The organism is Mesorhizobium sp. CO1-1-11 (assembly GCF_020164995.1).
Classification (GTDB): Bacteria; Pseudomonadota; Alphaproteobacteria; order Rhizobiales; family Rhizobiaceae; genus Mesorhizobium; species Mesorhizobium australicum.
Map to the genome: position 1 here is coordinate 109,544 of NZ_JAIUHE010000010.1, position 22,800 is coordinate 132,343.

General features: G+C 64.8%; 25 protein-coding genes. 14 read left to right on the forward strand and 11 right to left on the reverse strand.

The features are described 5' to 3' along the window. Window positions 1–35: 35 nt before the first annotated feature. The 3 genes from LB554_RS13675 (at window position 36) to LB554_RS13685 (ending at window position 2,736) form a co-directional block, all read left to right on the forward strand. Window positions 36–653 (forward strand): LysE family translocator, encoded by a 618-nt coding sequence (locus LB554_RS13675; protein ID WP_140618139.1) that lies wholly within the window; start codon window positions 36–38, stop codon window positions 651–653. A 177-nt stretch (window positions 654–830) separates the two neighbouring features. Then, window positions 831–1,811, forward strand: a complete 981-nt coding sequence (gene cysK, locus LB554_RS13680; RefSeq protein WP_140618137.1) for a cysteine synthase A — start codon at window positions 831–833, stop codon at window positions 1,809–1,811. A 298-nt stretch (window positions 1,812–2,109) separates the two neighbouring features. Beyond that, window positions 2,110–2,736: a glutathione S-transferase family protein gene (locus LB554_RS13685; RefSeq protein ID WP_224585056.1), complete on the forward strand. Its 627-nt coding sequence runs from the start codon at window positions 2,110–2,112 to the stop codon at window positions 2,734–2,736. A 36-nt stretch (window positions 2,737–2,772) separates the two neighbouring features. On the opposite strand, the gene LB554_RS13690 is transcribed toward LB554_RS13685, so the two are convergent. Both LB554_RS13690 and LB554_RS13695 read right to left on the reverse strand, forming a co-directional pair. Beyond that, window positions 2,773–4,017, reverse strand: coding sequence for an RNA polymerase sigma factor (locus LB554_RS13690; RefSeq protein WP_140789001.1), 1,245 nt, complete (start codon window positions 4,015–4,017; stop codon window positions 2,773–2,775). Window positions 4,018–4,024: 7 nt separating this feature from the next. Beyond that, on the reverse strand, window positions 4,025–4,393 hold the full coding sequence (locus tag LB554_RS13695) for a YciI family protein (protein WP_015314786.1): 369 nt from the start codon (window positions 4,391–4,393) through the stop codon (window positions 4,025–4,027). Between the two features lie 256 nt (window positions 4,394–4,649). Here LB554_RS13695 and LB554_RS13700 point away from each other — a divergent pair, with 256 nt between their 5' ends. The 3 genes from LB554_RS13700 (at window position 4,650) to LB554_RS13710 (ending at window position 8,244) form a co-directional block, all read left to right on the forward strand. Continuing rightward, window positions 4,650–5,609: a TAXI family TRAP transporter solute-binding subunit gene (locus LB554_RS13700; RefSeq protein ID WP_015314785.1), complete on the forward strand. Its 960-nt coding sequence runs from the start codon at window positions 4,650–4,652 to the stop codon at window positions 5,607–5,609. Between the two features lie 69 nt (window positions 5,610–5,678). After that, entirely contained in the window at window positions 5,679–7,784 is a 2,106-nt protein-coding gene (locus tag LB554_RS13705) for a TRAP transporter permease (protein ID WP_015314784.1), read from the forward strand. A gap of 76 nt (window positions 7,785–7,860) precedes the next feature. Beyond that, complete coding sequence (locus LB554_RS13710; protein ID WP_015314783.1) at window positions 7,861–8,244, forward strand: DUF1850 domain-containing protein; 384 nt, start codon at window positions 7,861–7,863, stop codon at window positions 8,242–8,244. A gap of 171 nt (window positions 8,245–8,415) precedes the next feature. Here LB554_RS13710 and LB554_RS29440 read toward each other — a convergent pair whose 3' ends face one another. Further along, complete coding sequence (locus LB554_RS29440) at window positions 8,416–8,541, reverse strand: hypothetical protein (RefSeq protein ID WP_263484918.1); 126 nt, start codon at window positions 8,539–8,541, stop codon at window positions 8,416–8,418. 2 nt (window positions 8,542–8,543) lie between these two features. Next, window positions 8,544–8,684 carry a hypothetical protein gene (locus tag LB554_RS13715; RefSeq protein ID WP_015314782.1) on the reverse strand — a complete coding sequence of 47 codons (141 nt, stop codon included), beginning with the start codon at window positions 8,682–8,684 and terminating at the stop codon, window positions 8,544–8,546. 401 nt (window positions 8,685–9,085) lie between these two features. On the opposite strand from LB554_RS13715, the gene LB554_RS13720 reads away from it, so the two are divergent. The 3 genes from LB554_RS13720 (at window position 9,086) to ligD (ending at window position 13,121) form a co-directional block, all read left to right on the forward strand. Continuing rightward, a complete protein-coding gene (locus tag LB554_RS13720) occupies window positions 9,086–9,592 on the forward strand; it encodes a ferritin-like domain-containing protein (RefSeq protein ID WP_015314781.1) in 507 nt (168 codons plus the stop codon). Window positions 9,593–9,701: 109 nt separating this feature from the next. After that, window positions 9,702–10,571 (forward strand): Ku protein, encoded by an 870-nt coding sequence (locus LB554_RS13725; RefSeq protein WP_015314780.1) that lies wholly within the window; start codon window positions 9,702–9,704, stop codon window positions 10,569–10,571. A 9-nt stretch (window positions 10,572–10,580) separates the two neighbouring features. Beyond that, a complete protein-coding gene (gene ligD / locus LB554_RS13730) occupies window positions 10,581–13,121 on the forward strand; it encodes a DNA ligase D (RefSeq protein ID WP_015314779.1) in 2,541 nt (846 codons plus the stop codon). Between the two features lie 22 nt (window positions 13,122–13,143). Here ligD and LB554_RS13735 read toward each other — a convergent pair whose 3' ends face one another. Beyond that, window positions 13,144–13,818, reverse strand: coding sequence for an ArsR/SmtB family transcription factor (locus tag LB554_RS13735; RefSeq protein ID WP_015314778.1), 675 nt, complete (start codon window positions 13,816–13,818; stop codon window positions 13,144–13,146). Window positions 13,819–13,886: 68 nt separating this feature from the next. Here LB554_RS13735 and LB554_RS13740 point away from each other — a divergent pair, with 68 nt between their 5' ends. From LB554_RS13740 to LB554_RS13755, 3 genes are all read left to right on the forward strand, one after another. Next, window positions 13,887–14,102 carry a DUF1127 domain-containing protein gene (locus LB554_RS13740; protein WP_015314777.1) on the forward strand — a complete coding sequence of 72 codons (216 nt, stop codon included), beginning with the start codon at window positions 13,887–13,889 and terminating at the stop codon, window positions 14,100–14,102. A gap of 87 nt (window positions 14,103–14,189) precedes the next feature. Next, window positions 14,190–14,522, forward strand: coding sequence for an NIPSNAP family protein (locus LB554_RS13750; protein ID WP_224585058.1), 333 nt, complete (start codon window positions 14,190–14,192; stop codon window positions 14,520–14,522). Beyond that, window positions 14,519–14,863, forward strand: coding sequence for an antibiotic biosynthesis monooxygenase family protein (locus LB554_RS13755; RefSeq protein ID WP_140618120.1), 345 nt, complete (start codon window positions 14,519–14,521; stop codon window positions 14,861–14,863). Before LB554_RS13750 ends, LB554_RS13755 begins: the two co-directional genes overlap by 4 nt. Window positions 14,864–15,026: 163 nt before the next feature. On the opposite strand, the gene mbfA is transcribed toward LB554_RS13755, so the two are convergent. After that, a complete protein-coding gene (mbfA, locus tag LB554_RS13760) occupies window positions 15,027–16,010 on the reverse strand; it encodes an iron exporter MbfA (RefSeq protein WP_015314774.1) in 984 nt (327 codons plus the stop codon). Window positions 16,011–16,179: 169 nt separating this feature from the next. On the opposite strand from mbfA, the gene LB554_RS13765 reads away from it, so the two are divergent. After that, window positions 16,180–16,503 (forward strand): hypothetical protein, encoded by a 324-nt coding sequence (locus LB554_RS13765; RefSeq protein WP_140712067.1) that lies wholly within the window; start codon window positions 16,180–16,182, stop codon window positions 16,501–16,503. Between the two features lie 149 nt (window positions 16,504–16,652). Continuing rightward, complete coding sequence (locus LB554_RS13770; RefSeq protein WP_224585061.1) at window positions 16,653–17,630, forward strand: threonine/serine dehydratase; 978 nt, start codon at window positions 16,653–16,655, stop codon at window positions 17,628–17,630. Between the two features lie 87 nt (window positions 17,631–17,717). On the opposite strand, the gene LB554_RS13775 is transcribed toward LB554_RS13770, so the two are convergent. From LB554_RS13775 to LB554_RS13795, 5 genes are all read right to left on the reverse strand, one after another. Further along, window positions 17,718–18,992 carry a DUF5677 domain-containing protein gene (locus LB554_RS13775; RefSeq protein ID WP_224585063.1) on the reverse strand — a complete coding sequence of 425 codons (1,275 nt, stop codon included), beginning with the start codon at window positions 18,990–18,992 and terminating at the stop codon, window positions 17,718–17,720. Window positions 18,993–19,062: 70 nt separating this feature from the next. Continuing rightward, window positions 19,063–20,199, reverse strand: a complete 1,137-nt coding sequence (locus tag LB554_RS13780; protein ID WP_224585065.1) for an ABC transporter permease — start codon at window positions 20,197–20,199, stop codon at window positions 19,063–19,065. Next, window positions 20,196–21,116, reverse strand: a complete 921-nt coding sequence (locus tag LB554_RS13785; RefSeq protein ID WP_140618109.1) for an ABC transporter ATP-binding protein — start codon at window positions 21,114–21,116, stop codon at window positions 20,196–20,198. Before LB554_RS13785 ends, LB554_RS13780 begins: the two co-directional genes overlap by 4 nt. Then, complete coding sequence (locus LB554_RS13790; RefSeq protein ID WP_015314769.1) at window positions 21,113–22,066, reverse strand: HlyD family secretion protein; 954 nt, start codon at window positions 22,064–22,066, stop codon at window positions 21,113–21,115. Before LB554_RS13790 ends, LB554_RS13785 begins: the two co-directional genes overlap by 4 nt. Beyond that, entirely contained in the window at window positions 22,063–22,782 is a 720-nt protein-coding gene (locus LB554_RS13795) for a CerR family C-terminal domain-containing protein (protein WP_224585067.1), read from the reverse strand. The genes LB554_RS13790 and LB554_RS13795 overlap by 4 nt, the downstream gene beginning before the upstream one ends. Between the last annotated feature and the right edge of the window lie 18 nt (window positions 22,783–22,800).

The following is a 22,800-nucleotide window of genomic DNA, read 5'->3' on the forward strand; positions in this document are numbered from 1 at the left end:
CGACAAGGGCGCGACTGCCCTTGGACGCCAGCGCCATGACCCTCACCGGATTCCTCGCCTATAGTGCCGCACTCGGTATCGCCGCCGCCATTCCTGGCCCCGGCATTACCGCGCTGGTCGCGCGTGCGCTGGGCTCGGGCTTTCGCTCGTCGCTGGCCATGTCCTTCGGACTCATGCTGGGCGATCTCACCTACCTGACCGCCGTGGTGCTGGGCCTCGCCTTCGTGGCGCAGGAGTTCGGCATGGTTTTCCTGGCCATCAAATGGGCCGGCGTCGCCTACCTGGCTTTCCTCGGCTGGCGCTTCTGGACCGCCGGCATCACACCTGAAACCGTCGAAGCCAGGAAGGGAAAGGGCGGCTTGCTGTCGAGCTTCGTCGCCGGCCTCACCGTGACGCTCGGCAACCCCAAGACGATGATCTTCTACCTCGCCATCACGCCGACCATCGTCGACCTGAAGACGATCACGCTTGCCGATTACGGCATTCTCGTCGCGCTGACGGTCGTCGTTCTGTTCGTCGTGCTGGTGCCTTACCTGGCGCTGGCGGCCAAGGCGCGCTGGTTCCTGAAGTCGCCGCGCGCGCTGAAGGTGCTGAACCGCACTGCCGGCGCCTTCATGGTTGGCGCGGCGGCGGCGATCGCCGCTCGTCAGTAGGTCGTTTCGGCCAAACCATTCCCTACTTCGGCTGTTTCGGGAAATGCTTTTCCGAGTGCCAGGCGTTTTCAGCACGCGCCCCACTCGGATATTTTCCAGCCGCAGCCTATCTTGCGCGGTTGAAAGCCCTATTCTGTCGGCTACTGCCAATTGCCTGAAATCCAGGGAGCGAAACCAATGAACAAGCCCGTCACTTCAGCCCGCGTGCCCGGCCGCGGGCGCATCTACGATTCCATCACCGACACGATCGGCGACACGCCCCTGGTACGGCTCGACAAGTTCGCCAAGGAGAAGGGCATCGTCGCCAATCTGGTCGCCAAGCTCGAATTCTTCAATCCGATCGCCTCGGTCAAGGACCGTATCGGCGTAGCGATGATCGAGGCGCTGGAAGCGGCCGGCAAGATTGCCCCCGGCAAGACCACGCTGATCGAACCGACATCCGGCAACACCGGCATCGCGCTCGCCTTCGCCGCCGCCGCCAAGGGCTACAAGCTGATCCTGACCATGCCGGAGACAATGTCGGTCGAGCGCCGCAAGATGCTGGCGCTGCTCGGCGCCGAGCTGGTGCTGACCGAAGGCCCGAAAGGCATGAAGGGCGCCATCGCCAAGGCCGACGAACTGGCCGCGACGATCCCCAACGCCATCATTCCGCAGCAGTTCGAAAACCCGGCCAATCCAGAGATCCATCGCAAGACGACGGCGGAGGAAATCTGGAACGACACCCAGGGCGGGATCGACATCTTCATCGCCGGCATCGGCACTGGCGGCACCATCACCGGCGTCGGCCAGGTCCTGAAGAAGCGCAAGCCCGCGCTGCATGTCGTCGCCGTCGAGCCGGATGCCTCGCCGGTGCTGTCGGGCGGCCAGCCCGGCCCGCACAAGATCCAGGGCATCGGCGCCGGCTTCGCGCCAAAAATCCTCGACACCACGGTCTATGACGAGATCGTCAAGGTCTCGAACGAGGATTCGGTCGCCAATGCGCGCCTCATCGCCCGCCTCGAAGGCGTGCCGGTCGGCATCTCGTCGGGCGCGGCCCTGCAGGCGGCCATCGTCGTCGGCTCGCGCCCGGAGAACAAGGGCAAGACCCTGGTCGTGGTCATCCCCGACTTTGCCGAGCGGTATCTGTCGACGATCCTGTTCGAGGGGCTGGGGGCTTAGGCTTCGATACCCAAGAACAGCAGCGCTGGCGGGCCAGCGCCCTCAGGGGGGAGATTGGCAGTTTCAGCCCCGCGTCCTTTCTTCAGCGCCAAAATTGACGAAAACGTTCGTGACATCCGATCTCCCCCCTTGAGGGGGAGATGTCCGGCAGGACAGAGGGGGGCGCTGGCCCGCTAGCGTGGCTTGTTTTGCGTCCTGAGCCAGAAAAACCTGCCGTGGAGTCCTTACCCGACTTGAGTAGCCCCTGCTTCCGGTGCAAATCTCGAGCGCGCCCTGGTTCGGGCCGGGGGAGGATTTCATGTACAAGCTCTACACGCGTCCGGGCAGCGGCGGCTTTGTCGTCGAGGCGGCGCTGGCGCTGATCGATGCGCCTTTCCAGCAGATCGACGTGCTGAAGAGCGAGGCGCCCGATCCGGCCTTCCTCGCCATCAGCCCGTTGAACCAGGTGCCGGTGCTGACCTTGCCGGACGGACGCTCTATCACCGAATCGGCGGCGATCTGCATCCTGCTCGCCGAGCGTCACCCGCAAGCCGGCTTGGCACCGGCCGCCGATGAACCGGCGCGCGCGGAGTTCCTGCGCTGGATGGCGTTCATGTCCTCGGTGCTCTACCCGGCGATGCTGCGGCTCTACTACGCCCATCGCTACACGACGGATGCCGAGGGCACGAAGGCGGTGAAACAGGCGGCGGTCGCCGAGATGGACCGCGGTTTTGCCGTCGTCGATGCAGCCTTGCGCAACCGCGACTGGCTCGCCGGCGATCAGATGTCGCTGGCCGACATCTATCTCGTCATGCTGGTGGCCTGGCATCCCGACGTCGACATGGCGCGGGCGGCCTGGCCCGGTATCGAACGCCTGTGGGCGCGGTTGCGCGAGCATCCGCTCATGAAGACGCTCAACACGTCGCACGAGATGTGGCCGGCCTGAACGAGGTGGTCCGAAATGCCGCCCGCGCCCGGGAGCTCATTGGATGAGAGCGGCGCGTCTTGCCTGCAGGAAGCGGCGCACCGCCGGATCGCGCTCTAAGCCGATCGCCCGATCATAGGCCTCGAGCGCCTGCGGTGCCTGGCCGAGCCTGGCCAGCAGGCCGGCCCGCGCGGCCCAGTAGGGCTGGTAGTCATTGAGCCGCTTGTCGTCTCCCAGCACGTAAAGAGCCGCCAACCCCGCCACCGCGCCCTCGGTCTCTGCGATCGCCACCGCGCGGTTGATCGCCACGACCGGTGATCCCGCGATCGAAAACAGCGCTTCGTAGAGCGCGCGGATCGCCGCCCAGTCGGTGCGGCCGCTCAGTCGTCGCGCCACATGCGCCGACTGGACCGCCGCCTCGAGCTGATAGCGGCCGATCGTGCCCATGGCGGCGGCACGGCGGAGCAGGGCTTCGGCCTCGTCGACCAGGGCGTGATCCCACAGTGCATGGTCCTGCTCGGCGAGCGCCACATACTCTCCGGCCGTGTCGCGACGCGCGGCGCGGCGCGCTTCGGCGAACAGCATCAGCGACAGCAGGCCCAGCGCTTCCGGCTCTTGCGGCAGCAGCGAGGCCACCAGCCGGCCGAGCCAGATGCCTTCGGTGGCGAGGTTCCGGCGCCGCGTCTCGGTACCGGCCGGGTCGGACCAGCCCTCGGCGAAAGCGGCGTAGATTGCCTCCAGCACCGCGTCCAGCCTTTCGCCGAGTTCGGCTCGCTCCGGTACGCGGAACGGAATGCCGGTCTCGCGGATGCGGCTCTTGGCGCGCACCAGGCGCTGCCCCATCGTTGACGGCGAGAGCAGGAAAGCGGAAGCGATCGTCGCGGCATCGAAGCCGAGGATGGTCTGCAGGATCAGCGGCGCCCGCACGCCCGGTTCGATCGCCGGATGGGCGCAGGCGAACATCAGCCGCAATCGTTCGTCGGGCAGGTCCTCATCGGTCATGCGCGCCTCCGCCTCCTCGGCAATCAGCTTGAGATGGTCGCGGCCGGCTTCGCTGGTCAGCCGCCGCCGCACCGCATCGACACGCCGCCGCCTTGCCACCGCGAGCAGCCAGGCTTCCGGCTTTTCCGGCACGCCGGAGCGCGGCCAGCGTTCAAGCGCCGCCGCAAAGGCGTCGGCCAGAGCATCCTCCGCGGCAGCCACGTCGCGCGTGCGCGCCGCCAGCCAGGCGACCAGCTTGCCGTAGCTCTGCCGGGCGGCCGTCTCGGCGGCCACCCGGGCGATTTCGGGGCGTGTGTCCATCACGCCGTCATTTCCTGGGCAGATAGTCGGCCATTTCCCAGATCGGCCGCACCTCGACAGTCCCGGTGCTGGCCGCCGGACAGCGCGCCGCCCAGGCGATCGCGGCGTCGGCGTCCTCGGCTTCGATCATGTAGAAGCCGGCAAGCTGCTCCTTGGTGTCGGCATAGGGGCCGTCGAGCACGCTGGTCTTGCCGTCAGTCATCCGGACCAGGGTGGTCGCCTGGCTCGGGCGCAGCCTGTCGCCGGCCAGCCAGGTGCCGGACTTCTTCAGCGCTTCCGTGTAGGCGTCATAGGCGGCGCTCATCTGATAGGTCGCCTCGGTCGGCACGTTCGCCATCGCGGCTTCGTCGGCGTAAATCATAAGCATGTATCGCATGGGTCTTCTCCCGTGGTTTCGAAGGCCGCTTCGTTGCGGGCCGAACGTATGTCGCGCGACCTTGGCCGATTTCGACAGGCGCTGGAAAAACTTTCGGCTCCGGCCGCGCCTTGTGCAAGCCGGCATATGTTTGGCGACACTCTCAACCATTCGTCTAACGAGCGGAATTGCGGGTTGGCATTTCCCCTCCGCTGTCTAAACTCGCCCGGTTCGCGTCAGGGAGGCGATGCGGCCAATATTTCAGGGAGGAAACCGGATGTTGAATTTCAGGACGAAATTTGTTGCTGCCGGCGCGATGGCGCTTTCCCTTGGCCTTGGCGCGGTGTCGGCCACCGCGCAGGAATTCATCAACGTGCTGACCGGCGGAACTTCGGGCGTCTATTATCCGCTCGGCGTGGCACTGTCGGAAATCTACGGCAAGGGCATCGAGGGCGCCCGCACCCAGGTGCAGGCGACCAAGGCCTCGGTCGAGAACCTCAACCTCCTGCAGCAGGGCAAGGGCGAGATCGCGTTCGCGCTCGGCGATTCCGTCAAGATGGCCGCCGAGGGCAATGCCGAGGCCGGCTTCCCCGGCAAGCTGGACAAGCTGCGCGGCATCGCCGCCATCTATCCCAATTACATCCAGATCGTCGCCAGCCAGGAATCCGGCATCAAGACGCTCGCCGACCTCAAGGGCAAGAGCTTGTCGGTGGGCGCGCCGGCATCGGGCACCGAGCTCAACGCGCGGGCCATCTTCGCCGCCGCCGGGCTGAAATACGAGGACCTCGGCCGCGTCGAATATCTGCCCTTCGCCGAATCGGTCGAGCTGATCAAGAACCGCCAGCTCGACGCCACGCTGCAATCGGCCGGGCTGGGCGTCGCCTCGATCCGCGATCTCGCCACCTCGCTGCCGATCAATGTCGTTGCGGTGCCGGCCGAAGACGTCGCCAAGATCGGCTCGCCCTATCTGTCGGTGGTCATTCCCAAGGGCACCTATGAGGGCCAGGCAGAGGATGTCGCGACAGCCGCCGTCGGCAACTTCCTCATCACCCGTGCCGATGTCTCGGATGAGACCGCCTACCAGATGACCAAGCAGATGTTCGAGCATCTCGACCAGCTTGCCGCCGCGCACGCCGCCGCCAAGGCGATCGACCCGGCCAAGGCCCTCGACGGCATGCCGGTGCCGCTGCATCCGGGCGCGGAGCGGTATTACAAGGAGAAGGGGCTGCTGAAGTAGGCGAGGACTATCTGAGATGTCTTCGCGACGCGCCTCGCACTATCATTCGCTCATTTTGGAGTGCGTCGGATGAGCGAAGCAGTCGACGGCAAATCCTCCACCTTCCATCTCCCCGTCGCCGAAGAGCAGGTCGAAGGACTGCCGCCGGGTTTCGGCGACGGCATCGCCGGCAAGGCGGCCTTCGCCATCGCGGTCGCTTTTTCCGCCTTCCAGATCTACATCGCCGCCTATGGCAGCCTGCCGAGCCAGGTGGTGCGGGCCATGCATGTCGGCTTCCTGCTGCTGCTCGGCTTCGGCCTGATCGCCAATCTGCGCGCCACCAACCTGCCGGCCAAGGCCGCGTTCTGGACGCTGGGCGTGCTCGGCTTCGGCACCGGCCTGTACAATTGGGTGTTCTATACCGACCTCATCCGGCGCTCCGGCTTCCTCACCACGCCGGACCTGATCGTCGGCGCGGTGCTGGTGGTGCTGGTCTTCGAGGCGGCGCGCCGGCTGATGGGACTGCCGCTGGCGGCCATCGCCTTCATCTTTCTCGCCTATTGCTTCGTCGGCAATCATCTGCCGCCGCCCTTCATCCATCGCGGCTATGACTTCGCCCAGCTGGTCGACACCTTCGCCTACGGCACCGAAGGCATTTACGGCACGCCGATCTATGTCTCGGCCGCCTATATTTTCATCTTCGTCGTCTTTGCCGCCTTCCTGGAGCGCGCCGGAATGATCGCGCTGTTCAACGATTTCGCGCTCGGCCTGGTCGGCACCTGGCGCGGCGGCCCGGCGCAGGTCTGCGTGCTGTCCTCGGCGCTGATGGGCACCATTTCCGGTTCCGGCGTCGCCAATGTGGTGGCCAGCGGCCAGTTCACGATTCCCTTGATGAAGCGCTTCGGCTTCCGCTCGGCCTTTGCCGGCGCCGTCGAGGCGACCTCATCGATGGGCGGCCAGATCATGCCGCCGGTGATGGGCGCGGTCGCCTTCATCATGGCCGAGACGCTGAACATCCCCTATGCCGACGTGGTCAAGGCGGCCATCATCCCGGCGCTGCTCTATTTCGGCGCCTGTTTCTGGCAGGTGCATCTGGAGGCAGGCAAGGCCGGCCTGAGCGGCATGGCCAAGGCGGACCTGCCCAACCCCTGGGACGCCGTGCGACAGCACTGGCCGCTGGTGCTGCCGCTGGCGGCGCTGATCTATCTGCTGTTCGCCGGCTACACGCCGGTCTTCGCCGGTACGATGGGCCTGGCGCTGACCATCGTGCTGATCCTCGGCACGCCGCTGGCGGCGCTGATCGGGCCGCTCGCCTTCCGCGTCGTCTTCTGGCTGGCGCTGGGGCTTGCCGCCGCCTCCTTCATGAAATTCGGCGTCAACATCCTCAGCCTTGTCATCGCCGCACTCGTCATTGCCTGCCTTGCCTTCAGGGGTGGCCGCGAGACGCTGCGGATCTGCATCGATTCGCTTGCCGAAGGCGCCAAGAACGCGCTGCCGGTCGGCATTGCCTGCGCCATCGTCGGCATCGTCATTGGCACCCTGACGCTGACCGGCATCGCCTCGACCTTCATCGGCTGGATCATCTCGATCGGCGAGAACAATCTGTTCCTGTCGCTGGTGCTGACCATGCTGACCTGCCTGGTGCTCGGCATGGGCATCCCGACCATCCCCAACTACATCATCACCTCGTCGCTGGCCGGGCCGGCGCTGCTATCGCTCGGCGTGCCGCTGGTGGTCAGCCACATGTTCGTCTTCTATTTCGGCATCATGGCCGACCTGACGCCGCCGGTGGCGCTGGCCGCCTTTGCCGCCGCACCCATGGCCAAGGAGAGTGGCCTCAAGATCGGTATCCAGGCGACAAAACTAGCCATTGCCGGCTTCGTCGTTCCGTTCATGGCGGTCTACACGCCGGCGCTGATGCTGCAGGACGCCGGACCGATCGCCGCCCAGTTCGGTTATCCCGTCGAGGTCGCCTACATCGTTCTCAAGGCCTGCATGGGCATCGTGCTGTGGGGCGCCGCCGCCGTCGGCTTCCTTGCCACGCGCATGGCCTGGTGGGAACGGCTGGTCGCCTTCGCCGCCGGCGTGCTGCTGGTGGCGGCGGTGCCGCTGACCGACGAGACCGGCTGGGCGCTGTCGCTGGCCTGGATCGGCTGGCATGTCTGGCGTGCCCGGCAGGCGCCGGCCAGGGCATGATCCCGAAGCGAAGGTCGGCGAACGCAAAAAGCGGCACCCGGCTGGCGGCGGCGATCCTGCTCAGGCGAGAAACCGCATGAGCCTGTGCATCCTCGCCGCCGGCAAGAGCGTGACGCTCGGCGTTGCCGCCTTCACATTGTCCTGGGCGCATTCGGTGGAGCGGACGCGCTGGGAGGAAGACTGGAAGGTGACGCCCTCCGGCCTGCAAGTAGTCGAGGCCCGTATCAAAGGCTCAGGTGCCGGCATGGAGCCGCCGGAAGGTGCGGTGCTGAAGGATGGCTGGTGGGCCTATTCGCCCAAGGTCGGGCCGCAGCCCCGTCTCGTGCTGGCGGCCTCCGGCGCGACGGCCGGTGGCTGGACGCTGTGCACGTCCCAGGATTGCCGCGAACTGGGTAAGGCGGCGGGCGGCGCGATTGTGCTCCAACCCTGTGTGGCCGATCGCTTGAGCCGGCTGCGGTAGCGCGCATTCATCCGATTGGCCGCAACCAGGCGCGACGCTCTCGAAGAGGATCAGCGGCTGCACCGAAGGGTTCAGAGGGACGGCTTGCGTGGGATGGCTCGTCCGCGGACGCGCGGTCACGCTGGCCTCGGCTGCTTATGTCCTATGACACCAAGCCAGCCGATGGCGGCGTCAAAGACGCGGCGTTGCCGCACGCCGGCGGTCGGCCAGGACAGGGCGTTCGGCGCGATAGGCGGTGGCGCGGCTGTCGGCGTCCGGCCTGCAGATGCGGCTGTTGTGGCGGCTTTCGAAGCTCATGGTCAGTGCGCGCCCAGCGACGTGCCGCGACGGGCGCAGGCCGGACCGGGGCCACGCATGTAATAGCGCTCGGGCCGATAGGTCGGCGCGACGAATTCGCGGATAGCGGCGGCATAGCCGATGAGTTGCGTGAGGAAGTTCATTTTACCTGGTCCCTGTCCCGATTTTCGGACGTCCCTTCCGAAGTGCGAGAACGATAGCATCGAGGCGTGAATACTCAGTGAACGTGATGTTAATTTTTGGTCGAAAACCCGTCGCTTCATGGCCGGATTGCGGCTGATTCGGGGTGTTTCGACGCCTTTTGTCACCATTTCGGTTGGTGTGACTTTTGCATCACATATGTTTCGTTTGAATGTCGCCTTGGCGCGCTTGTGTTTCAACTTTCGTGCCGCCCGGGAATTTCCTGCCGTGCGGCCGCGAGCGCTCGGAACCGGCCCCACCAATGGACGTTGAGTTCCAAGAACCGGCATTGCCGGCTCACAGGCACTGCCCAGGCAAGGCCGGGATCTCCCGAACAAGCAAGAGCAATGGAAAGGTTGAAATCATGGGCTTCTTTTCGAAGGACATCAAAACGCTGGACGACCTCTTCGTGCACACGCTGCGCGACATCTATTATGCCGAAAAGCAGATCGAGAAGGCGCTGCCGAAGATGGTCGACAAGGCAACCGATCCGCAATTGAAGGCCGGCTTCGAAAAACACCTCGAGCAGACCAAGGGCCATATCGAACGCGTCGAGCAGGTGTTCGAGCTGCATGGCGTCAAGGCCAAGCAGGTCAACTGCCCGGCCATCGACGGCATTCTCGAGGAGGCCGACGACGTCAGCGGCGATGTCGACGACAAGGACGTTCTGGATGCCGCGCTGATCGCCTCCGCGCAGGCCGTCGAGCACTATGAAATGACCCGCTACGGCACCTTGATCGCCTGGGCCAAGCAGCTCGGCCGCAGCGACTGCGCCAATGTGCTGGCCAAGAATCTCAAGGAAGAGCAGGCGACGGATCGCAAGCTGACCGAAATCGCGGAAAGCAAGATCAACCTGCAGGCCGCCGAATAGGGGCTGAAAGCCGGGGCCGGCGGCAACCGCGCCGGCCCCGGCCGGACCGGGTTGGAACCGAGCGGGGTGGTCGCCCGTTCCAGCTGATCTTTCTCACGGGGAAATCATCATGGCGCCGCGCCCGGCCTGGAAAGGCTATCTGAAGCTCTCGCTGGTCACCTGCGCCATCGAACTGACCAACGTGGTCACCCATGCCGACAAGGTCTCGTTCCACATCCTGAACCGCAAGACCGGCAATACGGTGAAGCGGATCTATGTCGACGCCGAGACCGGCAAACCGGTGGAGGACGGCGACGAGATCAAGGGATACGAGATCGAAAAGGGCGACTTCGTCCATATAGAGGAGGAGGAGATCGAGGCGGTGCAGATCGAAACCTCGCACACGATGAGCCTCGACGGCTTCGTCGACAAATCCTCGATCCGGCAGATCTATCTCGACACGCCCTACTATGTCGCGCCAGCCGATAAGGTTTCGGAGGAGGCGTTCGCCGTCATCCGCGACGCGATGGCGGGCAAGAAGATGGCCGGGCTGGCGCGCATCGTTCTTTATCGACGCGAGCGTCCGGTGGTCATCGAGCCGCTCGGCAAGGGCATGGTGCTGACCACGCTGCGTTACGACAACACGGTGCGCCAGCCGGAGACCGTCTTTGGCGACATCGAGGCGGTGAAGACCGACCAGGAGATGACCGATCTGGCCGAGCTCATCATCGACAAGAAGAAGACCAAGTTCGATCCCTCGAAATTCGACGACAAATATGAGGAAGCCCTGCTCGAGCTGATCCGCGCCAAGAAGGCGGGGCACAAGGCGCCCAAGGCCAAGGAGGCGCCCAAACCCTCCAATGTCGTCAACCTGTTCGACGCGCTGAAGAAGAGCTTGTCGTCGGATTCGGCGCCAACCAAGTCGTCCCCGGCGAAAGCCAAGCCGGCGGCCAAACGTGCCAAGGCGAAAAGCGTTGCGCCGAAGCGCAAATCGGCCTGAGGATACGAGATGGCCAGCAGCCTCGAACAGTATCATTCGAAGCGCGACTTCAAGAAGACCGCCGAGCCGGCCGGCAAGGTTGCGCGCGGCAAGAAGGCCGGCGGCATCTTCGTCGTCCAGAAGCATGCCGCCACAAGGCTGCATTACGATTTTCGCCTCGAGCATGACGGCGTGCTGTGGAGCTGGGCGGTGACGCGCGGTCCGAGCCTCGACCCGCACGAAAAGCGGCTGGCCGTGCATGTCGAGGATCATCCCATCGACTATGCCGGCTTCGAAGGCACCATCCCCAAGGGCGAGTATGGCGGCGGCTCGGTCCTCGTCTGGGACGAGGGCACCTGGATGCCCGAGGGCGATCCGGCCAAGATGATGGCGAAGGGGCACATCAACTTCGAGCTCGAGGGCCACAAGCTGCGTGGCAAGTGGCACCTGGTGCGGCTGCGGCCGCGGCCCGGCGAAAAACGCGACAACTGGCTGCTGATCAAGTCGGACGATGCCGCCGCACGCCCCGGCGAGGATATTCTGCAAGACGAGCCGAAATCGGTGAAATCAGGCCTGACGATCGAGGAGGTCGGTGAAGGCAAGGCGGCCAAGGGCGAGAAGCCGAAGGTCTGGCATTCGAACAAGCCGGCCGCCGGCAAGGCCAAGACCGGCGGCAAGAAGCTCGATTTCATCGAGCCGCAGCTCGCCACGCTGGAGCGCGACGCACCGTCGGGCCAGGACTGGCTGCATGAGGTGAAGTTCGACGGCTACCGCATGCAGGCGCAGATCGCCGGCACCGACGTTCGGCTCCTGACCCGCACCGGCCTCGATTGGACGGAAAAATTCGGCGGCGAGATCGCGGCCGAACTCGCCGGGCTGAAATGCAGCGACGCCATCCTCGACGGCGAGATCGTCGTGCTGGCCAACAGCGGGGTATCGTCCTTCGCGCTGCTGCAGCAGGATCTTTCGGCGAAGCGGACGAACCGCTTCATCTATTACGTCTTCGACCTGATGCGGCTCGACGGCAAGGATTTGCGCCGCGAGCCGCTTGTCGAGCGCAAGCAGGCCCTGCAGGCGCTGCTCGGCGAGCCGTCCGACACCGCGGCGGTGCGTTTTTCCGACCATTTTGCCGAACCCGGCAAGATCATGCTGGAACATGCCTGCCGCATGGGGCTGGAAGGCGTCGTCTCAAAACGCGCCGATGCGCCCTACCGGAGCGGGCGCGGTCCGGCATGGGTCAAATCGAAATGCACGGCACGGCAGGAATTCGTCATTGGCGGCTATCTGCCGTCGGACAAGACCGGACGCGGCCTGCGCTCGCTGCTGGTCGGCTATTTCGAAGGCGGCAGCCTGCACTATGCCGGCCGTGTCGGCACCGGCTTCTCCACCAAGAGCGCCAACGACCTGAAGAAGAAGCTCGATGCGCTGAAGGCGGACGCCTCGCCCTTCGATGCGGCCGTGCCGAAGGGCAAGGGCCTGGTCTGGGTCAAGCCGGAACTGGTCGGCGAAGTGGAGTTTCGCAGCTGGACGTCGGACCGTATTATACGCCATGCTTCGTTCCAGGGGCTGCGCGAGGACAAGCCGGCGGAGGAAGTCGTGCAGGAAAAGCCCAATGCAACGGGAACAGGGGCAGCGGGAACCAAAACAGCGACAGGCAAAAGCCCCGCCAAGGCCAAGCCGGCGGCAGGCAGCGCCATTACGGCAGCAACAGCGGCGAAAACCAGCGTGAAGCTGTCCCACCCGGACAAGCTTCTGTGGCCCGACGAAAAGATCTCGAAGCAGGCCCTGCTCGATCACTACGCGCTGGTATGGCCGCGCATGAAGCAATTCGTGGTCGACCGCCCGCTCAGCCTTGTCAGGGCGCCCGATGGCGTCGGCGGCCAGCGTTTCTTCCAGAAGCATGCCTCGCCCGGCATGCATGCGAAGATCGAAAAGACCAAGGACCCCACGGATGGCGAGGAAATCCTGTTCATCCGCGATTTCGACGGCATCGCGGCGCTGGTCCAGCTCGGCGTGGTCGAGATCCACATCTGGGGCTGCACCATCGACAAGCTTGAACAGCCCGACCAGGTCGTCTTCGACCTCGACCCCGACGAGGGCGTCGATGTGAAGGCGGTGCGCGAGGCGGCGCTCGACATCAGGGGCAAGCTCGACGAGCTGTCGCTGCCCAATTTCGTCAAGACATCGGGCGGCAAGGGCTTTCACGTCGTCGTTCCGCTGAAGCCGTCGGCGGATTGGGCCGAGGTCAAAGGCTTCGCCCATGATTTCGCCAGGGCGCTGGAGCAAGGCGCGCCGGACCGTTACACCGCGACGCTGTCGAAGAAGGCGCGCACGGGGAAGATCTTCGTCGACTACCTGCGCAACGGCAGCGGCGCGACCACCGTCGCGCCCTACTCCTCGCGCGCCAAGAAAGGCGCGACGGTGTCGATGCCGGTGACCTGGGCCGAGATCGAGGCCGGCCTGCCACCGAACGCCTTCCCGATCGGCGACAAGACGACGCTGAAACGGCTCTCGGAAGCCGATCCGTGGGTGGATTTCTTCAAGAAGGGGAAGGTGCTGAAGCGGGGCTAGCTCGACTTTCGGCGCGCCGACCTCACCCCAAAAACACCCTCTCGAACGCCTGCTTGCCCGGCGGCGAGAAAATCACCGCGCGGCTGTCCTTCTCGCGGCGCGCCCATTTCTCGGCAAGGATCTTGTCGAGGATGGCGGCGCCAAGCGTCCCGGCGAGGTGCGAGCGCCGCACGCTCCAGTCGAGGCAGGCGCGGCACACCGGCCGCCGCGGCTTGGTGTGGACATCGATGCCGATCGCCGCGAAATGCGATGCGGCGGACGGCCCGAGCCTGATCTCCTTGTCGTTGCGGACCAGTATGTTTTTCTCGACAAGGCGGTCCAGCATCGCAACGGCCTGCTCGCCCGCAAGGTGATCGTAGCAGACGCGCGCGACGCGCATCGCGCCGTCGCGCGGGCCCGGCCGCACGCGCTTGGGGCCAACGGCTTCCGCAACGCCGGTGATGGCCTCGATCATGCCGGCCACTTGCGGGCCGGCCAGACCGTAATAGCGATGCCGGCCCTGGCTGGCCAAGGTCAGCAGCCCGCCCTCCATCAGCTTGGACAGATGCGAGGAGGCGGTCGGCAGCGACACGCCGGCCTCCAGCGCCAGTTCGCTCGCGGTCAATGCCGTGCCGCCCATCAGGGCGTTCAGCATGTTGGCGCGGGCCGGATCGCCGACCAGGCTGGCGATGCGGGCAATGTCGGGTCCTTCACGCATGGTTTGATCCTCATCGAAGCATTCTTGTCAGATAACCATTATTCTCCGACGGGATCAAGGAGACGAGGATGGCCGCACGAACCGCTTTCACCCCCGAACCGGTGCCCCGCCGCCAATCGTTCCCGTTCGTCACCTGGGCCCGCTCACGGCTGCTGGCCCGCTGGTACGACCGCCATTCGCAGCGCCGCGACCTCTCGGAGATCGACGACCACCTGCTGCGTGACCTCGGCCTGACACGGGAGGATGTGCGCCGCGAATGCGCGAAATCCTTCTGGCAGGTGTGATCGCCAACTCATCTGCCTAGCAGATCGGGTGGCACGACGTTTCGACGCCGCCCGAACTGTCGCCGCTAAACACCCAAGGAGCCGACCATGACCATCACCTGCTTCATCCGCTATGAGATCGACCCGTTCGGCAAGGCCGCCTTCGGGGAGTATGCCCGCAACTGGGGTCAGGCCATTCCGCGCTGCGGCGCCGATCTGATCGGCTATTTCGCGCCGCATGAGGGCTCGGCCACGACGGCCTATGCCGCCTACAACATCGAAAGCCTCGCCGCCTACGAAGCCTACCGCGCCCGGCTTGCCGCGGACCCCGCCGGCAAGGCAAACTATGAATTCGCCAGGCGCGAACGCTTCATCCTCAAGGAGGACCGCATGTTCCTGAAACTGGCTTCCGGCCCGCATGCGCCGCTGGTCAAGCTATGATCGCCGTCATCTTCGAGGTGCAGCCTGCGCAGGGCCGGCGCGAGGCCTATCTGAGCATAGCCGCCGACCTGCGTCCGCTGCTCGACGGCATTGACGGCTTCATCTCCGTCGAGCGCTTCCAGAGCCTGGCCGACCCGAACCGGGTGCTGTCGCTGTCGTTCTGGCGCGACGAGGAGGCGGTGAAGGCCTGGCGCAACACCGAAGAGCACCGGCAGGCGCAGCGGGCCGGGCGCGGCGGTATCTTTGCCGGCTACCGATTGCGGATCGCGCACGTGGTGCGCGACTACGGACTGGCCGAGAGGGACGAGGCGCCAGCGGACAGCCGGGCCGTGAATGGGTGAGAGCTATTGGGCTGACGTTTGGCGCCGCCCCTCACCTGCCTGCCGGCACCCTCTCCCCGTATACGGACGGGGAGAGGGCGCTGTCATCGCCGGTCTCGCCAATCGCCAGCGTTGGAATGCCCGGCAGGGCGATGAGGGGCAGCGCTGACCTTCGCCACTTTGTTTACGCATTCCCGATCAGCACGCCCGCCGCGAACACCAGGGCGCCGCCCAGCACCACCTGGAAGGCGGCGCGCAGGAACGGGGTCTGCATGTAGCGGTTCTGGACGAAGGCGATGGCCCACAGTTCGAAGAACACCACCACGGCGGCTACCGCCGTCGCGGTCCAGAAATGCGGGATGAGATAGGGCAGCGCGTGGCCAAGGCCGCCCAGCGTCGTCATGATGCCGACGGTCAGGCCGCGCTTGATCGGCGAACCCCTGCCCGACAGCTTGCCGTCGTCGGAAGCGACCTCGGTGAAACCCATCGAGATGCCGGCGCCGATCGAGGCGGCGAGACCGACCAGAAGCGTCTGCCAGGTGTCATGGGTGGCAAAGGCGGCGGCGAAGATCGGCGCCAGCGTCGACACCGACCCGTCCATCAGCCCGGCCAGGCCCGGCTGCACATAGGTGAGGATGAACTGGCGCTGCTCGGCGGTCGCCTCCTCGACCTTGACTTCGCCCGGCACGTGTTTCTGTTCCAGCGCATGCGCCGAGCTTTCATGGCCCTGTTCGGCCGCGGCCAGATCGTCGAGCAGTTTGCGGGTCGAGGCGTCGGTGGTGCGCTTGGCCGCCTCGACATAGAACAGATAGGCCTGCCGCTCCATCGCCTCGGCCTGGCGGCGCACGGCCTCGATGCCGAGCGGCCGCACCAGCCAGTCGGGCTTGCGCTCGAAATAGCCCCTCACATGTTCACGGCGGATCAGCGGAATGCGCTCGCCGAAACGCTTGCGGAAGAGTTCGATCAGCGAGTCGCGATGGCCGTCTTCCTCCTCGGCCATGGCCTCGAAGAGTTTGGCCGATTGCGGAAAGGTCTCGGACAATCCGTCCGCATAGGCCCGGTAGATACGCCCGTCATCCTCCTCCGATGAAATGGCCAGCGCCAGGATCTCCTGTTCGGAGAGCGATTCGAAGGAGCGGCGGCCGAAGCCGAAAACACGGGAAAGCATGAGGAAATCACCCTAGTTTAGAATTGTTCTAAACTATGATTTGCAACGTCCTTGGTCAATCGTGCGCTTGGCCACGGTCAAGAATAGTTGAGCCGGCACCGGGCATCCCTCTTCATTATCAGCGAATGTTTACCTATATATCGGGCCAAGCCAAAAAAGGAACGAGCTGATGACGGCCAAGAAGCCTCCGCACCCCTACGACCCGAAACCGGTCCTCGATCTCATCGCCAGCATCGAGGCCGACCTGCAGCGCCTGAAGGGGCTGGTCGAGCAGCAGATCGAGAAATTCGACCCCGCCAACCCGCACAACAAGGCACCCGACGGCAAGCTGACCGAGGAAGGCGTCGAGTGCTGCTACCGCATGTTCGACGAGGGCAAGTCGCGCTATTCGGTCGCCCAGCAGATGAAGATCTCGTTTGCCGCCGCCACGCATCGGTTCAACAATTGGCGCAAGCTGGGCGGCAGCAAGCGGCAGCGGACATTGCTGGGGTGAATTTCGATATGCGGGCGTGACGGCCGCAACGCAGGATGTGTTTGTGTCTTGATCACAATCGCGAACTTTGTCCCGGTCACATCTTTTCGTTGGCATCGCGCGCGCCTTTGCGTGCACCATGGCCGGATCGCATCGCCACAGGACCCGCCATGACCACCCCTCCCGGCATCGCCGACATCCATGCCGCCGCAGCGCGCCTCTCGGGCCTGATCGTCGAGACCCCCTTGATCGAATCGCAGGAACTGAACAGGCGCTTCGGCGGCCGCATCCTGTTCAAGCCGGAGACGCTGCAGCGCACCGGCTCGTTCAAGTTCCGCGGTGCCTACAACAAGCTGTCGACGCTGAGCGAGGCGGAGCGCTCGCGTGGCGTCGTCGCTTTCTCTTCGGGCAATCACGCGCAAGGCGTGGCGGCTTCCGCCGCCATGTTCGGCGTCAAGGCGGTCATCGCCATGCCGGCGGATGCACCTGACATGAAGATCGCCAATGTCCGCAGGATGGGCGCCGAGGTGGTGCCCTTCGACCGATTCAAGGACGACCGCATGACGGTGGTGCGCCCCTATCTCGACAAGGGCATGGCGTTGGTGCCGCCTTTCGACGATCCGGCCATCATTGCCGGCCAGGGCACGATCGGACTGGAGCTGGTCAAGCAGGCGCGGGCTCTGGGTGTCTCGCTCGACGCGGTCGTCATCCCCTGTGGCGGCGGCGGCCTGACCAGTGGCATCTCGGTTGCCGTGAAGGATACCTCGCCCGGCACCGCGATCTGGGCGGTCGAACCAGAGCATTTCGACGACACGCGCCGCTCGCTGGCGGCGGGCGCCAGGGTTTCGAACGAGCCTGGCCACAGTTCGATCTGCGACGCCATCCTCACCGCCGAGCCGGGCGCGATCACCTTCGAGATCAACCGCCGCAACCTCGCCGGCGCCGTCGCCGTCTCCGAGGACGCCGTCAGGCAGGCGATGCGCGACGCCATGGCCTATCTGAAGCTGGTGGTCGAGCCCGGCGGCTGCGTCGCGCTGGCGGCGCTGTCATCGGGCGAGATCGAGCTGTCCGGCAAATGCGTTGCCGTGGTGCTGTCCGGCGGCAATGTCGATTTCGGCACCTATGCCGAGATCATGGCTGCGGCTTAGGGCCGCTTCCGAGTGCCAAAATGCTATGCCCGGGCTCAAGCTCCGCACTCAGCAGATACCGCTGATGCCTGATTTCGTCACGTCTAGCTAATGCTTTCCCCTAGCTCGTTTGTGGCTCCGGTTACGTTGCACCTCGGCCTCATCCTTCCGGAGCTTTTTGTCTGCTCGATGCAGAGCTCGCGGAATTGCGTCGCGTATAGCTACTAAGGCGTTCATCTCCACCACGCCGTCCAAATTTCTCAGCCGGCCAAGAAGTGCGCCAGTGATACGTACAAGGGTGTAGGCTGTGTTCAGGCCGGGCTCCACAAGTCCGGCATTGCTGCGCCCAGCGATTGGCATGTTGGCACCCGTGTCCGTCAGGCGAAAGAACATGCCTCTGGCCCCGGCATGCACGTTGAAGTTTGCGAGCTTATAGTAAGTATTCATCCCCGATTGGTCTGCGGCTTCTTGCAGCTTCTTGAAGTCTGGCTTCGTGTCGTTGAGGTGGTCGGCGGCCCACCCGTAGTCGTGCCGAAAGCTTTGGCCGTAGCGGACCAGCAGATCGGCATATGCCTCTTCGATATTCTTTCGCTCTGGTGGAGCGATCGGTTTATAGCCAAGTGGAACCTGCTTGGAATCCCAGTCGTCCGCCTGTCTTTTCACCTCTACGACATGGTGATCGATGAAGCGCCGGGCCAACTCTTCGTCTCCGCCTTCGATGAGCGTCGCCACTACACCGATCTCATGTAACGTGCGCCATCGTGCCATTGCACCGTCAGCGAAGCCATTTTCTAAAAGAGTGATAATTTCATCTGCCACCTGGCAGGCACGAACGTGCAGTCGCACCAGAACGAACCTTCGATGAGCAAGATTCTTTGACTTCGATCGGTGATATCGTTTGGCGGCATCATGTCCGATTTCTCGGACCATGGTGAGCAACATGCGCAGGAGCCGCAATCCTTTGCCCCATCGCTCTTCAAGCCGGTCCTGAAACTGATCGATCTCAAAACGTTCAACAGCGCCGTCAATCTCCCAGCGCTTCTTCATTGTGTTGAACAGGTGAGCGCCGCTCATAGAGACGGTAGACTGAACGACTTCGGGTATGACCGACTTCATTCGGGTCGTGAAATCCTCGATCTCTTTTTCGTCTGCGTCGTCGAAGACAAGATCCAACTGATCTAGCTGATCCGGCGTCTCGGTATTTCCATCACTCCATGTAAAGTTTGTGGCATCGCCGCTGAGAATATGGTCCAGAAGAGCGTCGATGGCTTTTTTGGGAAGGGCAATGCTCCGCTCCCCAAGTTTTCGCTCCAAGATCGGCCGAAGAGCGAGCCTCGGTAGTTGCGAGATTTGCTCCTGCAGAGCTTTCTGAAGTCGACCCATCCTCACATCTTAAGTGTGATTCTGATTCTCATAAAGGATTTGCCGATCTGAAAACGATCATTCGTGGAAACTAGTCCAGCGTGCGCCTGAACCGCACCAGCGCCACGCCGGCGAACAGCGCCACGAAAACCGCCAGCCAGCCGATCTCGGTCGCTACCGCCGGCAGTTGCGCGCCCTTCAGCATCACGGCGCGGGTGATGCGCAGAAAATGCGTCAGCGGGAAGATCTCGCCGAAGGTCTGCGCCCAGTCCGGCATGCCGCGATAGGGGAACATGAAGCCCGACAGCATGATCGAGGGCAGGAAGAAGAAGAAGGTGAGCTGAAGCGCCTGCATCTGCGTGCGTGCGATCGTCGAGATCGTGTAGCCGAGCAGCACCAGCGACAGCACGAACACCAGCACCGCCGACAAAAGCAGCGTCATCGAGCCGGTGAACGGGATGGCGAACAGAAGCTTCGACGCCGCCAGCACCACCACCACCTGCACCGCGCCGACCGCCAGGTAGGGCAGCACCTTGCCCATCATGATCTCCAGCGGGCTCGACGGCATCGCCAGGAGATTCTCCATCGTGCCGCGCTCGGTCTCACGCGTCAGCGCGATCGACGTCATCATCACCATCGTCATCTGCAGGATGACGCCGAGCAGGCCAGGCACGATGTTGTATTGCGAGATGCCTTCGGGATTGTAGCGGCGGTGGACGACGACATCGAGCTGGCCCCTGGCGGCTTCCGCCGCGGCTTCCTGCGTGCCCTGCGCTCTCAGCAGCGCCTGGCCGGCGATGGTGCCCAGCGTCGAGATGGCGCCGCTGGCCACCGCCGGATCGGTGGCGTCGGCCTCGATCAGGATTTGCGGCTTGTCGCCGCGCTCGACGCGCCGGGCGAAATCGGCCGGGATGGTGACGACGAAGGCGACGTCGCCGCGCGCCATCAGGAACTCGGCCTCCTCGGCGCTTTGCGCGACATGGTCGAAGCGGTAGTAACCGGTGGTCTGCAGCGCCGCGACCATGGCGCGCGTGTAGGGATCGCTGCTGGTCGCCACCAGGGCCGCCGGCAGGCTTTTCGGGTCGTTGTTGATGGCGTAGCCGAACAGCACGAGCTGGATCAGCGGCACGCCCAGCATCATGGCGAAGGTGATGCGGTCGCGCCGCATCTGGATGAACTCCTTGATCAGCAGGGCGCCGAGCCTGGCTAAGGAAAAGACGCTGTTCATGCCATGTTGTCCTTCGATCCCGACATGAACTGGATGAAGACATCCTCCAGGCTGGTTTCGCCCGGCGTCACCGTTACGCCCTTGTGCTCCCTCTCGACGTCGGCAAGCGCGGCCTCGAGCTTCTCGCGGTCGGAACCGACGACGTGCAGCGTCGCGCCGAACGGCGCCACCTGGTCGACGCCGGGGCGGCCTTGCAGCGCTTGCGCCACCTCGTCGAGCTTTGGACCCTGCAGCACGAAGGTGGTCAGGCCTGCATTCTTCACCACCTCGGCGACGGTGCCGGTGGCCAGCATCCTGCCATAGGAGATGTAGCTGATGCGGTGGCAGCGCTCGGCCTCGTCCATGTAATGAGTGGAGACCAGCACGGTCAGCCCGCCGCTCGCCAGGCGATGGATCTCGTCCCAGAACTCGCGCCGCGCCTTCGGATCGACGCCGGCCGTCGGCTCGTCCAGCAGCAGCAGTTTCGGCTTGTGCATGATGCAGGCGGCCAGCGCCAGCCGCTGCTTCCAGCCGCCGGACAAGGTGCCGGCCAGCTGGTTGCGGCGCGTCGTCAGGCCGAGCTCCTCCAGCGTGCGCGAGACATAGTCCTCGACCGGCCGCAGCCGGTAGAGCCGCGCCACGAATTCGAGGTTCTCGCCGATCGTCAGATCCTCGTAGAAGGAGAATTTCTGCGTCATGTAGCCGACTTCGCGCTTGATCCTGAGGCTGTCGGTGCGGATGTTGAAGCCCAGCACCGTGCCTTCACCCTCGTCCGGCGTCAGCAGGCCGCACATGATGCGGATGGTGGTGGTCTTGCCCGAGCCGTTGGGGCCGAGGAAGCCGACGATCTCGCCCTCGGCGACCGACATCGTCACATGGTCGACGACGGTCTTGTCGCCGAAGCGTTTGACCAGGCCGTGAACGTCGATGGCGTTCATTTTCCCATGTCCGCGAGATCGACATCGACGATCTGGCCGGGCTGCAGCGGCCCCGCATCGCCCTCCGGCCGCGCCTCGACGAGGTAGACCAGCTTCTGCCGGTTTTCCAGGGAGTAGATCACCGGCGGGGTGAATTCGGGATCGGGCGAGACATAGCTGACGCGCGCCTTCACCTCCGGGCCACAGCCGTCGCAATGGACGCTGAGCAGGCTGCCGACCTTGACCGAGGAGAACGCGCTTTCCGGAATATAGACGCTGAGCTTCACCGCGCCGTCGGGAAGCACCGAGATGACCGGCGCGGTCGGGCCCGCCGTGTCGCCGGGATTGCGGATGACGTCGTTGACGCGGCCTGGCGAAGGCGCCGCCAACACCCGTTTGGAGAGCCGCCATTGCGCCTGATCCAGTGCCGCCTGCGCCTGTTTGACCTGATTGTCGGCGGCCTTGATCGTTTCGGCACGCGCCGGCAGGCCGCCGACCGCCAGGTTGGCCTCCGCCTGGCCGACCTGCGCATTGGCCGTCTCCAGCGTCGCGGAAGCCGTGTCGAAATCAGCCTGCGTGCCGGCGCCGCGTTTGAACAGGTCGCTGGCGCGGTCGAATTTTCGCTTGGCATCGGCGGCCTGTGCCTTGGTCATGTCGACCTCGGCCTTCAGCACGGCGATCTCTTCCGGCCGCTTGCCGACCTGGAGATCGGCATACTGCGCCTGCGCCTGGGCCAGCGCCGCCTGCGCTTGCGCCACCGCGATCTTGGCGTCGGCATTTTCGAGTGTCACCACGGTGGCTCCCGGCGTGACGCGGTCGCCGCGCTTCACCGCCACCGTCTCGACCTGCGCCACCTCGATCGGCGCCAGGAGCACATAATCGCCCTCGACATAACCGACGGCGAGCGGTGCCGCCGGCGCGCAGGCACCGAACAATTGCGCGGCGAGCGGCAGCGAACACAGAAAGCTCATTGTTTTGATCCCTTCATCCCTGGTCCCTTCCGGGCGGCCAGTATGGCGCCGAGATTGTCCGTGGTGACCGCCACCACCTTGGCGGCCTCGGCGGCGCCGATGTCGCGCCAGCCCATGCGGCGCATGACAGCCTCGCGGCCGATGCGGAAATAGATGACCTGGCCGATCAACGTGAACACGGTGAGCCGGGTGCGTTCGCTCTCGGCCGGCTCGCCGGTGGCCTGCTCCCAGATCTGGCACAGCCGACGGTGCGTCGGCTCGAAGACGCCGTCATAGATGCGGTCGAGCGCCGCCGTCGGATGCGACAGCTCGCGCAGCACGAATTGCACGATCTCTCCGGCCTGCGGCTGTGCCACGATGAAGCCGACCATCCGCTCGAGTGCCGTGAAGAGCTGCGCGCGCGCCGCCTCAGGATCGCTTGCCGCCGCCTGTCCGTGGCCGAGCCCCTCGCCGGCGCCCAGTGCCTGCCCTGCGACGCCCTGGATGGTCTCGACGATGAAGTCGGCGGCAGCGGCGCGAAGACCTTCCTTGCCGCCGAAATGATAGGCGATCGAGCCGATATTGGCCCCTGCCTCGGCGGCAATTTCGCGCGTCGAGGTGCCGTCGAAGCCCTGCCGCCCGAACAGTTTCAACGCCGCCTGGACAAGCGCGGCGCGCGTCGGCTCTGCCGGGGAGGTCTCGCGGCGGGGTCTCTTGGCATCTGGCAATTTGATCATGCCAAAGACCTTAATCAA

What these genes read in the sequence shown, in the direction of transcription:
- LB554_RS13675 (WP_140618139.1), top strand. Translation starts at nt 36, where the DNA reads ATGACCCTCACCGGATTCCTCGCCTATAGTGCCGCACTCGGTATCGCC.
- cysK (WP_140618137.1), top strand. Translation starts at nt 831, where the DNA reads ATGAACAAGCCCGTCACTTCAGCCCGCGTGCCCGGCCGCGGGCGCATC.
- LB554_RS13685 (WP_224585056.1), top strand. Translation starts at nt 2,110, where the DNA reads ATGTACAAGCTCTACACGCGTCCGGGCAGCGGCGGCTTTGTCGTCGAG.
- LB554_RS13690 (WP_140789001.1), bottom strand. Translation starts at nt 4,017, where the DNA reads ATGGACACACGCCCCGAAATCGCCCGGGTGGCCGCCGAGACGGCCGCC.
- LB554_RS13695 (WP_015314786.1), bottom strand. Translation starts at nt 4,393, where the DNA reads ATGCGATACATGCTTATGATTTACGCCGACGAAGCCGCGATGGCGAAC.
- LB554_RS13700 (WP_015314785.1), top strand. Translation starts at nt 4,650, where the DNA reads ATGTTGAATTTCAGGACGAAATTTGTTGCTGCCGGCGCGATGGCGCTT.
- LB554_RS13705 (WP_015314784.1), top strand. Translation starts at nt 5,679, where the DNA reads ATGAGCGAAGCAGTCGACGGCAAATCCTCCACCTTCCATCTCCCCGTC.
- LB554_RS13710 (WP_015314783.1), top strand. Translation starts at nt 7,861, where the DNA reads ATGAGCCTGTGCATCCTCGCCGCCGGCAAGAGCGTGACGCTCGGCGTT.
- LB554_RS29440 (WP_263484918.1), bottom strand. Translation starts at nt 8,541, where the DNA reads ATGAGCTTCGAAAGCCGCCACAACAGCCGCATCTGCAGGCCGGACGCC.
- LB554_RS13715 (WP_015314782.1), bottom strand. Translation starts at nt 8,684, where the DNA reads ATGAACTTCCTCACGCAACTCATCGGCTATGCCGCCGCTATCCGCGAA.
- LB554_RS13720 (WP_015314781.1), top strand. Translation starts at nt 9,086, where the DNA reads ATGGGCTTCTTTTCGAAGGACATCAAAACGCTGGACGACCTCTTCGTG.
- LB554_RS13725 (WP_015314780.1), top strand. Translation starts at nt 9,702, where the DNA reads ATGGCGCCGCGCCCGGCCTGGAAAGGCTATCTGAAGCTCTCGCTGGTC.
- ligD (WP_015314779.1), top strand. Translation starts at nt 10,581, where the DNA reads ATGGCCAGCAGCCTCGAACAGTATCATTCGAAGCGCGACTTCAAGAAG.
- LB554_RS13735 (WP_015314778.1), bottom strand. Translation starts at nt 13,818, where the DNA reads ATGCGTGAAGGACCCGACATTGCCCGCATCGCCAGCCTGGTCGGCGAT.
- LB554_RS13740 (WP_015314777.1), top strand. Translation starts at nt 13,887, where the DNA reads ATGGCCGCACGAACCGCTTTCACCCCCGAACCGGTGCCCCGCCGCCAA.
- LB554_RS13750 (WP_224585058.1), top strand. Translation starts at nt 14,190, where the DNA reads ATGACCATCACCTGCTTCATCCGCTATGAGATCGACCCGTTCGGCAAG.
- LB554_RS13755 (WP_140618120.1), top strand. Translation starts at nt 14,519, where the DNA reads ATGATCGCCGTCATCTTCGAGGTGCAGCCTGCGCAGGGCCGGCGCGAG.
- mbfA (WP_015314774.1), bottom strand. Translation starts at nt 16,010, where the DNA reads ATGCTTTCCCGTGTTTTCGGCTTCGGCCGCCGCTCCTTCGAATCGCTC.
- LB554_RS13765 (WP_140712067.1), top strand. Translation starts at nt 16,180, where the DNA reads ATGACGGCCAAGAAGCCTCCGCACCCCTACGACCCGAAACCGGTCCTC.
- LB554_RS13770 (WP_224585061.1), top strand. Translation starts at nt 16,653, where the DNA reads ATGACCACCCCTCCCGGCATCGCCGACATCCATGCCGCCGCAGCGCGC.
- LB554_RS13775 (WP_224585063.1), bottom strand. Translation starts at nt 18,992, where the DNA reads ATGGGTCGACTTCAGAAAGCTCTGCAGGAGCAAATCTCGCAACTACCG.
- LB554_RS13780 (WP_224585065.1), bottom strand. Translation starts at nt 20,199, where the DNA reads ATGAACAGCGTCTTTTCCTTAGCCAGGCTCGGCGCCCTGCTGATCAAG.
- LB554_RS13785 (WP_140618109.1), bottom strand. Translation starts at nt 21,116, where the DNA reads ATGAACGCCATCGACGTTCACGGCCTGGTCAAACGCTTCGGCGACAAG.
- LB554_RS13790 (WP_015314769.1), bottom strand. Translation starts at nt 22,066, where the DNA reads ATGAGCTTTCTGTGTTCGCTGCCGCTCGCCGCGCAATTGTTCGGTGCC.
- LB554_RS13795 (WP_224585067.1), bottom strand. Translation starts at nt 22,782, where the DNA reads ATGATCAAATTGCCAGATGCCAAGAGACCCCGCCGCGAGACCTCCCCG.